Source organism: Mycolicibacterium hodleri (assembly GCF_025822245.1).
GTDB classification, from domain to species: Bacteria; Actinomycetota; Actinomycetes; order Mycobacteriales; family Mycobacteriaceae; genus Mycobacterium; species Mycobacterium hodleri.
This window is the reverse complement of record NZ_JACKTL010000070.1, coordinates 65,614-81,722: the sequence shown is the minus strand read 5'-3', so window position 1 is coordinate 81,722 and position 16,109 is coordinate 65,614. Positions and strand designations below refer to the sequence as shown.

Sequence of the window (16,109 nt, the reverse complement as noted above, 5' to 3'; positions counted from 1 at the left end):
GGGGGGAGTAGGACCCAAATGGGTGGTTCTGCACACAATCTCACTGTTGGAAGCGGTAGCCCATTCCGGCTTCGGTGAGCAGGTGCTTGGGATGCGAGGGATCGTCTTCGAGTTTGCGTCTCAGCTGGGCGAGATAGACACGCAGATAGTGCGTTTGGTTGCCGTGACTCGGACCCCACACCTCGTTGAGGAGCTCCTCCTGGCCCACCAGCTTGCCCGGGTTTCGGACCAAGAACTCGAGCATGCCCCATTCGGTGGGCGTCAGGTGCACGTTGTTCCCCTGCTTGGTAACCCTCTTGGCAGTCAGATCCACGCTGAAGGCAGCGGTGTGGACGACCGGCTCTACGCCATCGGAGGCCGCCGCCGCGCCGCGGCGGACCGCAGCGCGCAACCGGGCCAGGAATTCGTCCATGCTGAACGGCTTGGTCACGTAGTCGTCGGCCCCGGCGTCGAGCGCCTCCACCTTCTGAGTGGGGTCCATACGCGCGGAAAGGACGATGACGGGCGCGGTCATCCAGCCTCGCAGGCCCGCCAGCACGTCGATACCGGACATGTCCGGCAGTCCGAGGTCGAGGATCACGACGTCGGGGCGCCGGTCGGCGGCCGCGCGCAGGGCAGCGGCACCGGTCGCGGCGGTCACGACGTCGTAGCCCCGGACGGAGAGGTTGATGCGCAGGGCGCGTAGGATTTGGGGCTCGTCGTCGATCACCAGGACCGTCGTCTTGGCCGTGGCTGCCGTCGGCGTCACCGCTCGTTCTCCGTCGGCGCGGCGAGGTCGATGATGACGGTCAGCCCACCACCGGGGGTGTCGGTGGCCTGCACCGTGCCACCCATCGCCTCGACGAAACCACGCGCCACCGAGAGCCCGAGACCGACACCGGTGGTGTTGTCGAAGTCGCCGAGCCGCTGAAACGGCTCGAACACCTGATCTTCGGTGCCGCGGGCAATTCCGGGTCCCTCGTCGGCGACGTTGAGCAGCACACGGTCACCGACACGTGCGGCATTGATCCGGACGACACTGTCGGGCGCGTACCGCAGGGCGTTGTCGATGAGATTGCCAAGCACCCGCTCGAGCAGTCCACTGTCGGCCATCACGACGGCGTCGCCCACCTCGACCTTCACCCGGGACATCGCGGAGCGGGCGAATCCGGTGGCACCCTTGTCGATCCCGACCAGCGCACGCTGCACCGCCTCCTCCAGGTAGACGCGGCTCAGCCGGGGCGACACGACCCCTGCGGCCAGTCGGGAAGAGTCCAGCAGGTTGCCAACCAGTGCGGTGAGTTGGTCGATCGACTCCTCCACGGTGGCCAGCAGTTCGGCCGTGTCCTCCGGGGAGAAGCCGACGTCCTCGGCACGCAGGCTCGACACGGCGGCCTTGGCACCGGCCAGCGGGGTCCGCAAGTCGTGGCTGACCGCCGACAGCAGTGAGCGGCGCAGTTCGTCGGCCTGGGCGATCGCGTGCACCTTTCCGGCTTCCTCCGTGAGCTCGCGTTGCTTGATGAGGCCCACGGCCTGTCTGGCGACGACGCCGAGCACGCGGCGGTCGCGCGCGGCCAATTGCCGTCCTGCCAGCAGCATCCAGAATTCGTCGTCGCCAACCTCGATCGCGGTGTCGGCGGAATCCACGGTTACGCAGGGACTCTCGCCAACACAGGCGACGATGCCGGATCCGCTGCGCAGGACGCTGACCGCGCGCTGCTGATAGGTCTCGCGGACCCGCTCGAGAAGCGTCTCCAGGTCGGCGCCCCGAAGCACCGCGCCGGCGAACAGGCTGAGCAGTTCGGCCTCCTGGGACGCGCTTCGGGCTTCGCGGGTGCGGTTGGCGGCCCGGTCGACCAAGACGGCGACGGCGATTGCCATGGCCAGCAGGACGACCTCGGTGACGGCGCTGTCCGGCTCGGCGATGGTGAAGCTGAAGCGGGGCGCGGTGAGGAAGTAGTTCAGCAGCAGTCCGGAGAGCAACGCGGACAACATCGCCGGGGCGACGCCGCCGAGGAGCGCGACGACCAGCACGCCGACGAAGAACAGGGCGGTCTCACCGGCGATGCCGAGGTAGGGGTCGATGAAGACGTAGGTGAGCGCGCAGATCACGGAGGGCACGACGATCGCCGCCAGCCAGGACAGCATCCGTCGTTGCCGCGGTGCCAGGGACTGCAGCGAGATGCCCTGGGCGGCTTGCGCATGGGTCACCATGTGCACGTCGATCTTGCCGGAGTGCTGGACCGTTCGCGCAGCGATGCCCTCGTCGAAGATGCGAGCCCAGCGGGATCGCCGTGAGGTGCCGAGGACCAGTTGGGTGGCGTTGTTCTCGCGGGCGAAGTCGAGCAGCGCGGCGGTGACGTCGGTTCCGGTCACCGCGTGCATGGTGGCGCCGAGGCTGGTGGCGAGCTCGCGCACCTTGCCCATTTGCGGAGCCGAGACACCTGCCAGACCGTCACCGCGGACGACGTGCACGACCATCAGTTCGGCGCTGGAGCGGGAGGCGATGCGGGAGGCGCGGCGCACCAGGGTCTCGGATTCGCTGTCTCCGGTGACGGCCACGACGACGCGTTCCCTGGCCTCCCAGGTATCGGTGATCTCGTTCTCGGCGCGGTACTTCGCCAGCGCCGCGTCGACCTGGTCTGCCAGCCACAGCAGTGCCAGCTCCCGGAGTGCGGTGAGGTTGCCTCGGCGGAAGTAGTTGGACAACGCCGCGTCGACCTTCTCCGGCGCGTAGACGTTGCCGTGAGACATCCTCCGCCGCAACGCCTCCGGTGAGATGTCCACCAGCTCGATCTGATCCGCGCCGCGCACGACGTCGTCCGGTACGGTCTCCTGCTGTTCGATTCCGGTGATCTGGGCGACCACGTCGTTGAGGCTCGCAAGGTGCTGGACGTTGACCGTGGTGACGACGCTGATGCCGGCGGCCAACAACTCCTCGATGTCCTGCCAGCGCTTGGCATTTCTGCTGCCGGGGGTGTTGGTGTGGGCGAGCTCGTCGACCAGAACCACCTCGGGTCGTCGTTCCAGGACCGCTTCCACGTCGAGCTCGGCGAACCTGCTACCGCGGTAGTCGACGAAGCGCGGCGGAATCAGGTCGATTCCAGCCATCATCTCCGCGGTCTTCTTGCGGCCATGGGTCTCCACGACCGCGGCCACGACGTCCGTGCCGCGGTCGAGGCGGCGGCGGGCTTCCCCGAGCATCGCGAAGGTCTTCCCGACGCCCGGGGCCGCCCCCAGATAGATCCGCAACTCGCCGCGCTTGGCCTTGTACCGAGGGTTCGCCACGCCGGTCATGTCCGGACGGCTCAGCTCTTCGCCGCGAACTTCTGATCCAGCTCCAGGTTGAGCTCCAGAACGTTCACCCGTGGCTCGCCCATGAATCCCAGATCGCGGCCATAGGTGTTGGCCGCCACCACGTTGCGCACGTAGTCCTCAGTGGTGCCGCGGGCCTTGGCGACCCTGCTGACTTGAAGGTCGGCATAGGCCGGGGAGATGTTCGGGTCGAGGCCGCTGCCGCTGGCCGTCACCGCGTCGGCGGGCACGGCGGGCTCGGCCGACGCCGCACCGCGAATCGGCACGATCTGGCCGATGGTGTAGTCCTCGCCGAACTTCGCGCATTCGACCTTGACGCCTTCGTAGGTGGCCAGGAACGGTGCCTTGGTGGCGTTGCACGGCTCGTTGACGCTGACCGCCCGGGTGGGGTTGACGACGTTGCCCTGGGCATCGCGGGGCCCGATCACCGACAGCACCGCCCCGACTCCGTCACCGGTGCAGAACGGGCGCGCGGCGCTGACTCCGTCCAACTCGGCCACCGCCTTGCTCCGCGAGCACACCAGGGTGAGCAGGCTCGCCTTGTAACCGTTGGCGTCCGCGGACAGCGACGGGTCCGCGGGGGTGTCGACGATGCTCTCGGGTCCCAGGTTGCTGGCGCTGGTGGCCATGGGGTCGTACCCGTCACCGGCCGCCGAGGGCCTGCTCTGGAAGTACTTGGGGATGGGATTGCCGTCGGCATCGGTGAACATCTGGCCGATCAGCGAGCTGCCAACCGGTTTCCCGGCTTCGGTGATGATCGAGCCCTGGGCCTTGTCGTTGAGGCCGGGCAGCATGGCCACGGCCCAGACGACGAGTGGGTAGGCGATGCCGGTGATCGCGGTGAGCACCAGAAGTGCGCGGATCGCGGCGAGGTGTTGGCGAAGAATGCTCTGAATTTTCATGTCTTAGGACATCCCGGGGAGGAATTGGATCAACAGGTCGATGAGCTTGATCCCGACGAAGGGGGCGACGATGCCACCAACGCCGTAAATCAAGAGGTTGCGGCTCAACAGCTTTGACGCGCTGCTCGGGGTGTAGCGCACCCCGCGCAGTGACAGCGGGATCAGCGCGATGATGACGATGGCGTTGAAGATGACCGCCGAGAGAATCGCCGATTGCGGGCTGTGCAGCCGCATCACGTTGAGCAGGTCCAGGCCGGGGAACAGCACCACGAACATGGCCGGGATGATCGCAAAGTACTTGGCGATGTCGTTGGCGATCGAGAACGTGGTCAGGGCCCCACGGGTAATCAGCAGCTGCTTGCCGATCTCGACGATCTCGATGAGCTTGGTCGGGTCGGAGTCGAGGTCGACCATGTTGCCGGCCTCCTTGGCAGCCGACGTGCCGGTGTTCATCGCGACGCCGACGTCGGCTTGCGCCAGGGCGGGGGCGTCGTTGGTGCCGTCGCCGGTCATCGCGACGAGCTTGCCGCCCTCCTGCTCGCGCTTGATCAGCGCCAGCTTGTCCTCGGGGGTGGCTTCGGCCAGGAAGTCGTCGACACCGGCCTCGTCGGCAATTGCCTTGGCGGTCAACGGGTTGTCACCGGTGATCATCACCGTGCGGATGCCCATCTTGCGCATCTCGTCGAACCGTTCCCGCATGCCTTGCTTGACGACGTCCTTGAGGTGGACGACGCCGAGAACGGTGGCCGTGCCGTTTCGGACCTCGCCGACCGCCAGCGGTGTGCCACCGGCGGCAGAGATCTCGTCCACGACGGCGCCGAGTGCATCTGGCACCGACCCGCCGTGACTGCGAATCCATTCGGCTACGGAATTGGTTGCGCCCTTGCGTAATTGGTGGCCGTCGGTGAGGTTGACGCCGGACATCCGCGTCATGGCGGTGAACTCGACCCATTCGGCGCCGTCGAGCTCACCGGGGGTACGGGCTCGCAGGCCGAACTCCTGTTTGGCGAACACGACGATCGAGCGCCCCTCCGGGGTCTCGTCGGCCAGGCTGGAGAGCTGCGCGGCGTCGGCGAGCTGCTCTGCGGTGACGTCGGGCAGTGGAACGAACTCCGACGCCTGCCGGTTGCCGAGGGTGATGGTGCCGGTCTTGTCCAGCAACAGCACGTTGACGTCGCCGGCGGCCTCGACGGCACGCCCGGACATGGCGAGCACGTTGCGCTGCACCAGACGGTCCATGCCGGCGATGCCGATGGCGGACAGCAGGGCGCCGATGGTGGTCGGGATGAGACACACCAGCAGGGCGACCATGACGATGCCGCTGATGCCGTCGCCGTTGAGTGCCAACGAGTCCGGGACACCAGGGTTGTTCGCCTTGGAGAAGATCGCGAGTGGCTGCAGGGTGGCGACGGCGAAGACGAAGATCAGCGTCAGCGCTGCAAGCAAGATGTTCAGCGCGATCTCGTTGGGCGTCTTCTGCCGGTTGGCGCCCTCGACGAGCGCGATCATCCGGTCGATGAAGCTCTCGCCGGGCTTCTGGGTGATCCTCACGACGATCCGGTCGGACAGCACCGTGGTACCGCCGGTCACGGCGGACCGGTCACCGCCGGATTCGCGGATGACGGGCGCGGATTCACCGGTGATGGCGGATTCGTCGACTGAGGCAATGCCTTCCACGACGTCACCGTCGCCCGGGATGGTCTGGCCGGCTTCCACCACCACGACGTCGCCCTGGGCGAGCTGGGGCGCGGCGACCTCCTCCTCGGTGCCCGCTACGCCCGGCGCCCATCCGTTCAGACGACGCGCCACCATGTCGGTCTTGGCCTTGCGAAGAGTGTCGGCCTGGGCCTTGCCGCGCCCTTCGGCGACGGCTTCGGCGAGGTTGGCGAAGATCACCGTCAGCCAGAGCCAGACGACGATCAGCCACGCGAACCACGACGGTTCGACGATCGCCAGGATCGTGCTCCAGACGGCGCCGACCTCGACGATGAACATCACCGGGTTGCGCCACAGGGTGCGCGGATCGAGCTTGCGCACTGCGTCGGGCAGTGACTTCAGCAGCATCTTGGGGTCGAGCAGCCCGCCCTTGACCTGGCCTTTGGCAGGCTGTGGTCCGGCGTGCTGGATCGGGGTGGAATCAATTGTTGGAGTGGACATGTCAGTGAATTCCTTCGGCGAGTGGCCCGAGCGCTAGAGCGGGTAGGAAGGTGAGTGCGACGAGGATGACGGTGACACCGACCACCATGCCGACGAACTGCGGTCGGTGGGTGGGCAGGGTGCCGACCGATTCGGGCGTGCTGCCCTGTTTGGCCAACGAACCGGCCAGGGCGAGCACCAGGATGATCGGCAGGAACCGGCCCAGCACCATCGCCAGCCCGAGCGCGGTGTTGTACCACGTGGTGTTGACACTGATGCCCGCGAAGGCGGAGCCGTTGTTGTTGGCCGCAGACGTGAACGCGTACAACACCTCTGACAAGCCGTGCGGTCCGGTGTTGAGCATCGAGGCCCGCTGATCGGGGCCCGCCATCGCGATCGCCGTGCCGGTCAGCACGATCAACGGAGTCACCAGGAAGTAGGCTGCCGCGAGCTTGATCTCGCGCGGCGTGATCTTCTTGCCGAGGTATTCCGGCGTCCGCCCGACCATGAGGCCCGCGACGAATACCGTGATGACGGCGAGGATCAGCATGCCGTAGAGACCGGAACCCGTACCGCCGGGGGCGACCTCGCCGAGTTGCATGTTGAACAGCGTCATCATGCCGCCGAGGCTGGTGTACGAGTCGTGAAAGGAGTCCACGGCGCCCGTCGAGGTGAGGGTGGTGGCGCTGCCGAAGATGGCCGAGTCGAACACCCCGAAGCGCTGCTCGACGCCTTCGGACGCCGCACCGACCGCGGTCGGGACGGTGCCGTGGTGCTGCATCTGGAAGACCAGCATCAGGCTGGTGCTGAGCAGGGCGATGACGCCCATGACGGCGACGATCGCGTAGCCCTGCTTCTTGCTGTCGACCATGCGGCCGAACATGCGTGGCATCGAGAACGAGATGACCAGCAGCAGGAAGATCTCGATCCAGTTGGTCCACGTCGTCGGGTTCTCGAAGGGGTGTGCCGAGTTGGCGTTGTAGAAGCCACCGCCATTGGTGCCGAGCTCCTTGATGGCCTCTTGGCTGGCGACCGGGCCACCGGGGATGGTCTGTCGAGCACCGTTCAGCGTCGTGACGATCTGGTCGTGTAGGTGGAAGTTTTGGATCACTCCGCCCACGATGAGGATCAGCGCGGCAACGAACGCGACGGGCAGCAGGATGCGGATGGTGCCACGCACCAGGTCGACCCAGAAGTTGCCGAGGTCGCCGGTGCGGGTGCGGGCGAATCCGCGCACCAGCGCCACGGCGACGGCCATGCCGACGGCGGCGGAGACGAAGTTCTGCACGGTGAGTCCGGCCATCTGGACGAGGTGGCCCTGGGTGCTCTCACCGGAGTAGGCCTGCCAGTTGGTGTTGGTGACGAAGCTGATGGCGGTGTTCCAGGCCAGCGCCGGGGTCATCTCGGTGGCGGGGTCGTTGGGGTGCAGAGGCAGCTTGCCCTGTACGAGCTGGAAGACGAACAGCGCCAAGACGCTGATCGCCGAGAAGGCCAGCACGCTGCGGGCGTAGGCTGCCCAGGTCTGTTCGGCCTTCGGATCGGCGCCGATGAGTCGATAGATCAGGCGCTCGGCACGAGAGTCCTTGTCCGAGTTGTACACCCGGTACATGTAGTCGCCGAGGGGGACGTGGACTGCGGCGAGGGCCAAGACCAGTAGAGCGAGGAATGTGAGCCCCGCGGTGGTGGTGCTCACTAGAACCTCTCCGGAAAGAGCAGGGCCGCGACCATGAATATCGCGAGACCCGCCACCAGCGCCAGGCCGATCAAGTTCTGGTAACTCACAGTCCCTCGACCACCTTCTGCACCAGGCCGAGCAGCGCGAAGATCGCCACCGTCAGCACGACGTACAGCAAGACCGACATTTCATCTCCATTCACTGAGCGAGCCGGCAGGCACCGGTGACTCGCGGTGGCCGTCGCGATGCTTCTCGCGACGCGGCACTGCTTCGAAAGCTAGACCTCGAAAATGCGTCGATCGCGGCCCTTTACGGTTCCTTTACGGGCCCGGAAGGGTCCTTGACGCAATCCATGCGCCGCCGACGAGGCGGCGCCGGGGTCGGCAGGTCAGCGCGGGGGCGGTCACGGTGACGTCCCGCGACACGGGCCTCAGACGTCCCGATCCGTCGCGTCGTGAGAGGCGCGATCGTCGTTCGTCAGGATTGCCGGCCACGTCGTATGGATCCCGTATGGACGCGACGACGGTGTGCGACCGGGGCGTAGACACGTGATCGTGTGCGGGAAGGTCACCGCCGTGTCGGGGAGAAGATCTTGGCAGCAGCGGGTTTCGCGAAGCCATGACGGTTCAACGGTGACGACGCCCGCGGGGTAGCGCATGCGGACATCGCCACGTAATCCATTGAAAACCATTCGGAAACAGTGGATTCCTAAGGTTCTGCTCGAAGTCCCGCGACCGACGCGGGACGATTCGGGAGGAGCCGGACAGTTGAAGGTACCGAGCAACCAGATAGAACTCACCGTCGCCGACTCGAGCCGCATGCCGTGGTCGACCTTCGTGGTCCCGCAGATCGGCGCCGAAATACCCTCGAAGGAACTGTTTTCCGATCCCGACACGGGAATGCAGGTGTTCATGCTGCGGTATGCCGCGGGCTTCACCAACGTGTGGCACACCCATCCGCATGCTCACGGCATGTACGTCCTCGACGGAGTGCTGAACACGCACGAGGGCGAGTACGGGCCCGGTAGCTTCGTGTGGTTTCCCGAGGGTGGCTGGATGGAGCACGGCGCCACCGCCGACAACGACGTCACGTTCCTCTTCATCACGAACAAACCGTTTGCGATCTGCTACGAATCCGACCCCGCGCATCCGTACCCGATCGAGTCCGCCGGCGACTAAGCGCTACGCGATCATCGGGTCGATCGCCGACCGGGGCACCAGCACCTGCAACGGCCCGGCCGAGTCGGGCAACAACACGCCCTGGTCGAAGAAGAAGATCACGCCGTCGTTGACCACCGCGAAGTTCTGGTAGTTGGCCGGGTTGTACAGCGCGGTCGACGAAATCGGCAGCGGTGCGGGCGCCGGTGGCGGTGTGGTGGTGGTCGTGGGGGTCACCGGCTGTCCCGCGGCCGGCGTCGGCGGCGCGACGGGCGGCGGCGGTGCCAGCTGCTTCTGCAGTTCGGACTGGACGATCGGGGCGACGGTCGGCAGCGGATCGTCGACCCGCCACAGCGGCGTGTTCAGCTTGTCGTCCGGTGCGGCGGTGTAGGTGATCGTCTTGCGATAGGTCTGGTCCCAGTTGAACGCCTTGAAGGTGGTCTTCGGATTCGCGTCACCGAGGCTTTGGCTCACCTTGAACACCACGGCCTGCGAGCCACGCGGAGGAACGGCCGAGGTGTACTCCGTCGGCGTGACCGTCAACTGATACGGCGCACTGCGGGGTGCCCCCGACTTCGCCGCGTTGAGGAACGCGTCGCGCGTCTGGGAGACCCAGTCGGCGACCGACTTCTGGTCGGGGTAGTCCTGCGGAATGCTGATGGTCACGCCGTACGCCGGGTCGGCGAGCTGGATGACGCACGAGGTGCCGGTGTTGGCACCCTTGAGGTCGGCGCAGTAGTCCTTGGGTGCAGCCGCCGCGACGCCGGCCGAGCCGAAGATGGTGGCGACCGTGGCGAGTGTGGCCACGCTGAGAGAGCGCATGGGTGATCCTCCTGGCAAACGCGGCACCGCGCCGCGAACGCCAGGTTAACGGGCGCCGTCCCCGTGAAGCGGACCGGGCGAAGGTAGCGCCGCATACCCGCAGCCCACGGTGAAATGTCGGCGCCGGGCGGTGGCGGGCAGAATGGCGGTCATGCGAGTGACGGTTCTGGGTACGGGCGCCATGGGCGCGGGGATGGCGCAGTCGATGCTGCGCGAGGACATCGAGGTGACGGTCTGGAATCGCACCGCCGAGCGGTCGGAACCGCTGGCCGACGACGGCGCCGTGGTGGCCTTGGATCCGACCGCGGCCGTCGCCGACGCCGACGTCGTGGTGGCGATGCTGTTCGACGCGGCGGCCACGCTCGAGTTGATGGCCACGGTGCTGCCGGCCATGAGGGAGGGCGCGGTCTTCGTGCAGTGCGCGACCGTCGGCCTCGACGGCGCCGCACGAACCGCAGAGGTTGCCGCCGAGCACGGCGTCGCGTTCCTGGACTGCCCGGTGCTCGGCACCAAGGCGCCCGCGGAACAGGGCAAACTGGTGATGTTGGCCTCCGGTGACCCCGCACTGCGGGAACGGGTGCAGCCGGCGTTCGAGGCGATGGCGGCCAAGACGATCTGGGTGGGGGACGAGCTCGGTCTCGGGTCGAAGCTCAAGCTGGTCTGCAACGCGTGGATCGGCGCATTGGCCGCGGCCGTCGGTCAGTCGCTCGCCCTCGCGAAGGGCCTCGGCGTGGATCAGCAGCTGATGCTGGAGGCGTTCGACGGATCCGCGGCGGGCTCGCCCTACCTGCAGATGAAGGGCAAGGCGATCATCGACTCGTCGTTCGCACCACAGTTCAGCGTCGACGGCGTCCGCAAGGACACCGGACTGATCAGGGACGCGATCGCGGCGACGGGACTGTCGACGGTGCTGGTCGACGGCGTCCTCGCCGCCTTCGACGCGGCCAGTGCGGCCGGGCACGGCGACGACGACATGGCGGCGGTCTACTTCGGTTACTGACCGTCGCGCCTGCGTGTCCGCGACAACAGCCCGTGCTCGGTGAGCCATGCCTGCGTGCGCGCCATTCCGACGGAGAGTGACACCCCTGGCTGGTAGCCGAGTTGGCTGTGCGCCTTGGCAATCGAATAGGTGCCGGTCCGGCAGAGGTACCGCACGGTGACGGCGTTGAGTTCGGTGTCCAGTCTCAAGAGCCGCGCCGAGGTGCTTGCCGCTCGGGCCGCGGCCAGCGCAGCGGCAGTGGGCACGACGATCGGCCCGCGCTTGCCCAGCATTCGGTAGTAGTGGCCGAAGAACTCCCGGCACGAGACGGCCGCCGCACCGCCGATGGTGTAGACCTGCCCGGCTGCCACGGGCGACTCGGCGGCCAGCAGCACGCCGTCGAGAAGGTCGTCGACGTACACCGGGCTGAACACGCCGCGACCCATCGCCGGTAGCAGGAACCGGTTCTTCTTGATCAACTCGACGGGCAGAACGGTCCACGGGCGAGAGCCCGGTCCGGAGACGTCACCGGGACGCACCACCGTCACCGCGATTTCGCCGGCGGCGTGGGCCTGGAGGGCGACCTGCTCACTTGCCACCCGGGTGTCGACGTAGGGATTGCCGTCCGGACGTACCGGGTGGGCCTCGGTCACGCCGTCGGGGAAGCCGAGGTCGGAGAACACCCGGACCGACGAAATGTGCACGAAGCGAGACACTCCCGCGAGCACGGCCGCGTCGAGAACGTGTCGGGTGCCCCGGACGTTGACCCGCCACGCCTCGGCGAGGGTCGGCACGTTCGAGACCAGGGCGGCGGTGTGCACGACCAGGTCGGCGCCGTCGAAGGACCGCTGCCACTCGCCGGGACTGCTCACGTCCCCGGCCACCACCTGGCGTTCGGCGGCCGCCTGCAGGTCGACGCCGGTGACGGTGTCACCGCGTTCCCGCAGCCGTGCCGCGATGCTCCGCCCGATGAATCCGTTGGCGCCGGTGACGACGACGTGCATCGACTGCTCCTAGGTGATCGCGGCCGTTCCGATGCCGAGGCTCAACGGTCTCACGACCGGTGCCGGACGGGGTTCACCACCACGGCGCTGGTGGCTCCGCGGGCCGGCGCTCGATCCAGGTCCACTCGAGTTCTCGACGGCTGAACTTCCATCCCTCGTCGGTCAGGCGGTAGTCGTCGTGGTACTGAATGGGCGCGAGGATCACCTCGAGGCTGTCGTCGGCCTTTCGAAGAAGGTGCCGCGCAGTGCAATACGTCAGTCCCGTGGCGTGATCGCCGTCGACGGCGATCACGTGATTGTGGACGGCGTGAAAGGTCCGCTCGAACATCTGGTTTCCGCTGGGCCCGTACTTCACCTGGTCACGGCCGCGGAGCGTCACCGTCTCGGCCGTCCCCGGCGTCGACAGGACGAACTCGGCATCGAGCGTGAAGAGTGATCCGAACCGTTCGAGGTCGGCCGTGTCCGAGGCGAGCGCGTACTCGTCGACCAGCGCGCGCAGCGCGACGCGCGCGGAGTCGACCGAATCCAGCTGGGGCATAAGGGTTCCTGTTCCTGTCGGCGGTGAAACGGGCAACCCTCGTTCGGGTGACGCCGTCATCTCACGACGCTACAGCTTGAGATGACAATGTCAACTCGCGCTGACGGGCCCACGCCGACTCGTCGCTCGCTACCATCGCGGGATGGGGACGCGGGCCGGCGTGGCCGCCGCCGGAATCGCTCTGATCGTGGCGGGATGCGCCGACGATCCGCCGCCGCCGCGGAGCGTCGAGGTGTCGCGGGCGCAATGGCAGAGCGGGGCCGGCAACGGGCGGTGGCCCTTCACCGTCGACCGGGGCGTGCTGACGTGCCACCCGCCGGATTGGGTGACGTTCACCGCGGACGGTACGGAGTACGCGCTCACCGACGACGCCAGGTGGCTCGGCCACTATCAGGACGTCAAGGCGGTCCTGCGTCCCGGCTACGTCCAGATAAACGACGACCGCCAGCCGGTCCCCGTCGACGTCACATCCACGATGGTCGACCGGGGACGCGACCTGTGTCCGCCACGGTCGTCCGCGCCCTGATCGAACCGCAGCGCGACAGCGGTTTCCGGGGATCGAATGATCCGCTTCAGCTCGGCGCGGCGTTCGGCAAACCGGGCCACCGTGGCTCGGCGCCGTTCGTTCTTGACGATCTTGGACCGCTTGGCCATCAGCGCTCCTCGCGGAAGTCGACGTGTCTGCGGATCACCGGGTCGTACTTCCGCATGACCAGACGATCTGGATCGTTGCGTCGGTTCTTTCGGGTGACGTACGTGTATCCCGTGCCGGCCGTCGAACGAAGTTTGACGACCGGTCGGATGTCGTTGCCGGACAACGGAAATGCCTCCTTCTCACGCGGTGCATCATGCCCGCTTATTGAAAATGATTGTCAATAGGGCGAACTGTAGCGCGGCTCGATTGCGCATGGCAACCGGCCACCCCCGGGTCGCCGTGGGGACGGGGGCGACTGACGTCCTGTTAATGGAAACGATTATCGTTCCCGTCATGACTCCCTCGTTGCCCCGTCCGATCCCGCTCTCGGCTGCCATCGCCCTGACCCTGAGCGGTGCCCTCGCCGCCTGCAGCTCCGGGCAGACTGCCCCTTCCGACTCGTCCAGCGCCGACGCGGCGGCCGCCAGCACCACCGCCAGCGCGGCCTGCCCGACCGCCCCCGTGGACGTGGTCGTCAGCGTCGACCAGTGGGGTGACATCGTGTCTGAACTCGGCGGCGCCTGCGCCAATGTCAAGACGATCCTGGCCAGCTCCTCGGTCGACCCGCACGACTACGAACCGTCACCCGCAGACGCGGCTTCCTTCGCCGGCGCCAAGATGGTCGTCGTCAACGGTGCGGACTACGACGCCTGGGCCTCGAAGTTGGCCGCGTCGTCGGCCGCGACGGCTCCGGTGGTCAGTGCCTCCGAGGTCACCAAGACGGCCGACGGCGGCAACCCGCACCTCTGGTACAGCCCGTCGGCGGTGACCGCCGTCGCCGACGCGGTGACCGCCGAGCTGAGCAAGCTCGACCCGCAGGCGGCGGATTACTTCGGCGATCGTCGTGCCGCGCTCACCACGACGCTGAAGCCGTACGACGACCTGATCGGCAAGATCAAGGTCGGCGCGTCGGGCAAGAGCTACGCCGCCACCGAGGGGATCTTCGACTATCAGGCCGAAGCCATGGGCTTGGTCGACAAGACCCCGGAGGGCTACCAGCGGGCGTCGGCCAACGAATCCGACCCGTCACCGGCCGACATCGCGGCGTTCACCTCCGTTCTGGCGGCCAAACAGGTCGACGTCCTGATCTACAACACGCAGACCGAGGGCTCGATCCCCGAGCAGATTCGCACCGCGGCCGAGCAGGCCGGTGTACCCGTCGTCGACGTCACCGAGACCGTGCCGCCCGGGCAGACCTCGTTCGAGTCGTGGCAGGACGGACAACTCACCGCCCTGGCAAAGGCCCTGGGTGTCTCGGTCTAGCCTCGAGGACGACTCCGTGGCGCTGGCGTTCACCGACGTGAGCGCGGTCCGGGGGCGGCGACTGATCTGGTCCGAGGCGACATTCGAGGTGCCCGCCGGCGGCATCGTGGCGTTGATCGGGGCCAACGGCGCGGGCAAGACCACCCTGCTGCACATGATCCTGGGTCTCGTCCCGGCTGCCTCCGGCGACGTGCGCGTCTTCGGTCGCAAGCCGGGTGCGGACAACGATGGCATCGGATTCGTTCCGCAGGACTATGCCGCCACCGTGGGGGAGGCGATCCGCGCCCGCGACGTGGTGATGCTCGGGTTGACCGGTCGCCGTTGGGCTTTCGGGCGGGCGACGTCCGCTCAGCGCCAGAGGGTTCGAGAGACGCTGGCCGCGGTGGACGCCACCGACTTCGCCGATCGGCGGCTCGCGCAGCTGTCGGGCGGGCAGCGCCAACGCATCGCCGTCGCCGAGGCGTTGGTCTCAAGACCGCGAATGTTGATCCTGGACGAACCGCTGGCGTCGCTGGACTTGCGCAGTCAGCGGGAGATCGTCGCGCTGCTGGCCCGCTTGCACGGCGAGTTGGGCGTCACCATTCTGGTTGTCGCACACGATCTCAACCCGCTGTTGCCGTTGCTCGACAGTGCGATCTACCTGCTCGACGGGCATCCGCACTTCGCCTCGATGACCGACGTCGTGGACGACGCCCTGCTGACCCACCTGTATGGCACCCCGGTCACGGTGGTCCACACCCCGCAAGGCGAGATGTACATGAGGAGCGTGCTGTGACGACCCGCGTGCTGGCCGTGGGCTACCAGCCGAACTGGTTGACGATCCTCGAATCGCCGTTCATGCACAACGCGCTGATCGGCGGAACGGTCGTCGCACTGGCCTCCGGGCTGATGGGATACTTCATCGTGGTGCGCCGCAACGCCTTTGCCTCCCATGCGCTTGCCCACATGGGACTGCCCGGCGCGACGGGCGCAGTTCTGCTCGGGGTTCCTCCGGTCCTCGGCCTCGGAGTGTTCTGCGTCGGCGGGGCACTCGTCATCGGTGCGCTGGGCAAGCGGGCCGCCGATCGCGACGTCGTGACCGGAACGACGTTGGCGTTCGCGACGGGTCTCGGCTTGTTCTTCAACTCCCTGGCCACAAAGAGTTCCAGCACGATGACCAACGTGCTGTTCGGCAACCTGTTGGCCATCACGCACGAACAACTCGTCGGCTTCTCGACGCTCTTCCTGGTGTTGACGCTCTGCGTCGCGGTGATCTATCGGCCGCTGATGTACAGCTCGGTCAACCCAGCCGTCGCCGAGGCGAAGGGCGTTCCCGTACGCGCTCTTTCGGTCGTGTTCATGGTGTTGCTCGCGCTGGCCGCGACGATGGCCGTGCAAGCGGTGGGGACGCTGCTGTTGTTCGCGCTGTTGGTCACACCCGCGGCCACGGGCATCATGCTGACCCCTCGTCCGTCCCTGGCCATGGCGATCTCGGCGGTGACGAGCGTGTTCTCGGTGTGGGTGGGCCTCGGTGCTTCGGCCATGTTCAACGTCCCGCCCAGCTTCCTCGTCGTCACCGTCGCCTGCGGGATCTGGTTCACGGTGTGGCTCGTCGACCGTCGCCGCGGTCGCGTCGCGGCCGTGCTCGACGACGGCCCGTGAGCCG

The 16,109-nt window shown here is 67.2% G+C and carries 17 protein-coding genes and 1 pseudogene; 6 read left to right on the top strand and 12 right to left on the bottom strand.

Going from position 1 to position 16,109, the window contains the following annotated elements; translation table 11 throughout:
- Window positions 1-40: 40 nt before the first annotated feature.
- The 7 genes from H7J06_RS29380 to H7J06_RS29350 are packed head-to-tail and all read right to left on the bottom strand — an operon-like array spanning window position 41 to window position 8,209.
- A complete protein-coding gene (locus H7J06_RS29380; RefSeq protein ID WP_264043088.1) occupies window positions 41-748 on the bottom strand; it encodes a response regulator in 708 nt (235 codons plus the stop codon).
- The gene (locus H7J06_RS29375) at window positions 745-3,276 is read right to left on the bottom strand and encodes a DUF4118 domain-containing protein (RefSeq protein WP_264043086.1); all 2,532 of its coding nucleotides are present in this window, start codon (window positions 3,274-3,276) and stop codon (window positions 745-747) included. The genes H7J06_RS29380 and H7J06_RS29375 overlap by 4 nt, the downstream gene beginning before the upstream one ends.
- An 11-nt stretch (window positions 3,277-3,287) precedes the next feature.
- Entirely contained in the window at window positions 3,288-4,196 is a 909-nt protein-coding gene (locus tag H7J06_RS29370; RefSeq protein ID WP_264043084.1) for a potassium-transporting ATPase subunit C, read from the bottom strand.
- Between the two features lie 3 nt (window positions 4,197-4,199).
- A complete protein-coding gene (kdpB, locus tag H7J06_RS29365) occupies window positions 4,200-6,353 on the bottom strand; it encodes a potassium-transporting ATPase subunit KdpB (RefSeq protein ID WP_264043082.1) in 2,154 nt (717 codons plus the stop codon).
- 1 nt (window position 6,354) lies between these two features.
- The gene (gene kdpA, locus H7J06_RS29360; RefSeq protein ID WP_264043080.1) at window positions 6,355-8,025 is read right to left on the bottom strand and encodes a potassium-transporting ATPase subunit KdpA; all 1,671 of its coding nucleotides are present in this window, start codon (window positions 8,023-8,025) and stop codon (window positions 6,355-6,357) included.
- A complete protein-coding gene (gene kdpF / locus H7J06_RS29355; RefSeq protein ID WP_264043078.1) occupies window positions 8,025-8,114 on the bottom strand; it encodes a K(+)-transporting ATPase subunit F in 90 nt (29 codons plus the stop codon). Before kdpF ends, kdpA begins: the two co-directional genes overlap by 1 nt.
- Window positions 8,111-8,209 carry a potassium-transporting ATPase gene (locus tag H7J06_RS29350; protein WP_264043076.1) on the bottom strand — a complete coding sequence of 33 codons (99 nt, stop codon included), beginning with the start codon at window positions 8,207-8,209 and terminating at the stop codon, window positions 8,111-8,113. Before H7J06_RS29350 ends, kdpF begins: the two co-directional genes overlap by 4 nt.
- A gap of 565 nt (window positions 8,210-8,774) precedes the next feature.
- Here H7J06_RS29350 and H7J06_RS29345 point away from each other — a divergent pair.
- Window positions 8,775-9,185, top strand: coding sequence for a cupin domain-containing protein (locus H7J06_RS29345; protein WP_264043074.1), 411 nt, complete (start codon window positions 8,775-8,777; stop codon window positions 9,183-9,185).
- A gap of 3 nt (window positions 9,186-9,188) precedes the next feature.
- Here the strand turns inward: H7J06_RS29345 and H7J06_RS29340 are convergent, their stop codons facing one another.
- Window positions 9,189-9,986, bottom strand: coding sequence for an RsiV family protein (locus H7J06_RS29340; protein WP_264043072.1), 798 nt, complete (start codon window positions 9,984-9,986; stop codon window positions 9,189-9,191).
- Between the two features lie 142 nt (window positions 9,987-10,128).
- Here H7J06_RS29340 and H7J06_RS29335 point away from each other — a divergent pair, with 142 nt between their 5' ends.
- Window positions 10,129-10,986, top strand: a complete 858-nt coding sequence (locus tag H7J06_RS29335; protein WP_264043070.1) for an NAD(P)-dependent oxidoreductase — start codon at window positions 10,129-10,131, stop codon at window positions 10,984-10,986.
- On the opposite strand, the gene H7J06_RS29330 is transcribed toward H7J06_RS29335, so the two are convergent.
- On the bottom strand, window positions 10,980-11,969 hold the full coding sequence (locus tag H7J06_RS29330) for an NAD-dependent epimerase/dehydratase family protein (RefSeq protein ID WP_264043068.1): 990 nt from the start codon (window positions 11,967-11,969) through the stop codon (window positions 10,980-10,982). The genes H7J06_RS29335 and H7J06_RS29330 overlap by 7 nt on opposite strands.
- A 73-nt stretch (window positions 11,970-12,042) precedes the next feature.
- On the bottom strand, window positions 12,043-12,507 hold the full coding sequence (locus H7J06_RS29325; protein ID WP_264043066.1) for a nuclear transport factor 2 family protein: 465 nt from the start codon (window positions 12,505-12,507) through the stop codon (window positions 12,043-12,045).
- Between the two features lie 142 nt (window positions 12,508-12,649).
- Between H7J06_RS29325 and H7J06_RS29320 the strand changes: the two genes are divergently transcribed.
- Window positions 12,650-13,033, top strand: a complete 384-nt coding sequence (locus H7J06_RS29320) for a DUF2511 domain-containing protein (protein ID WP_264043064.1) — start codon at window positions 12,650-12,652, stop codon at window positions 13,031-13,033.
- A gap of 17 nt (window positions 13,034-13,050) precedes the next feature.
- Here the strand turns inward: H7J06_RS29320 and H7J06_RS29315 are convergent.
- Window positions 13,051-13,161, bottom strand: a pseudogene (locus tag H7J06_RS29315) (30S ribosomal protein S14); the annotation flags it as partial.
- The gene (gene rpmG / locus H7J06_RS29310; protein ID WP_264043063.1) at window positions 13,161-13,325 is read right to left on the bottom strand and encodes a 50S ribosomal protein L33; all 165 of its coding nucleotides are present in this window, start codon (window positions 13,323-13,325) and stop codon (window positions 13,161-13,163) included. The gene rpmG and the pseudogene H7J06_RS29315, both read right to left, overlap by 1 nt.
- 170 nt (window positions 13,326-13,495) lie before the next feature.
- Between rpmG and H7J06_RS29305 the strand changes: the two genes are divergently transcribed.
- From H7J06_RS29305 to H7J06_RS29295, 3 genes are read left to right on the top strand one after another with little or no spacing between them, the layout of a single operon-like run.
- On the top strand, window positions 13,496-14,464 hold the full coding sequence (locus tag H7J06_RS29305) for a metal ABC transporter solute-binding protein, Zn/Mn family (RefSeq protein ID WP_264043061.1): 969 nt from the start codon (window positions 13,496-13,498) through the stop codon (window positions 14,462-14,464).
- The gene (locus H7J06_RS29300) at window positions 14,451-15,239 is read left to right on the top strand and encodes a metal ABC transporter ATP-binding protein (RefSeq protein ID WP_264043059.1); all 789 of its coding nucleotides are present in this window, start codon (window positions 14,451-14,453) and stop codon (window positions 15,237-15,239) included. The genes H7J06_RS29305 and H7J06_RS29300 overlap by 14 nt, the downstream gene beginning before the upstream one ends.
- On the top strand, window positions 15,236-16,105 hold the full coding sequence (locus H7J06_RS29295) for a metal ABC transporter permease (protein ID WP_264043057.1): 870 nt from the start codon (window positions 15,236-15,238) through the stop codon (window positions 16,103-16,105). Before H7J06_RS29300 ends, H7J06_RS29295 begins: the two co-directional genes overlap by 4 nt.
- The last annotated feature ends 4 nt before the right edge of the window (window positions 16,106-16,109 follow it).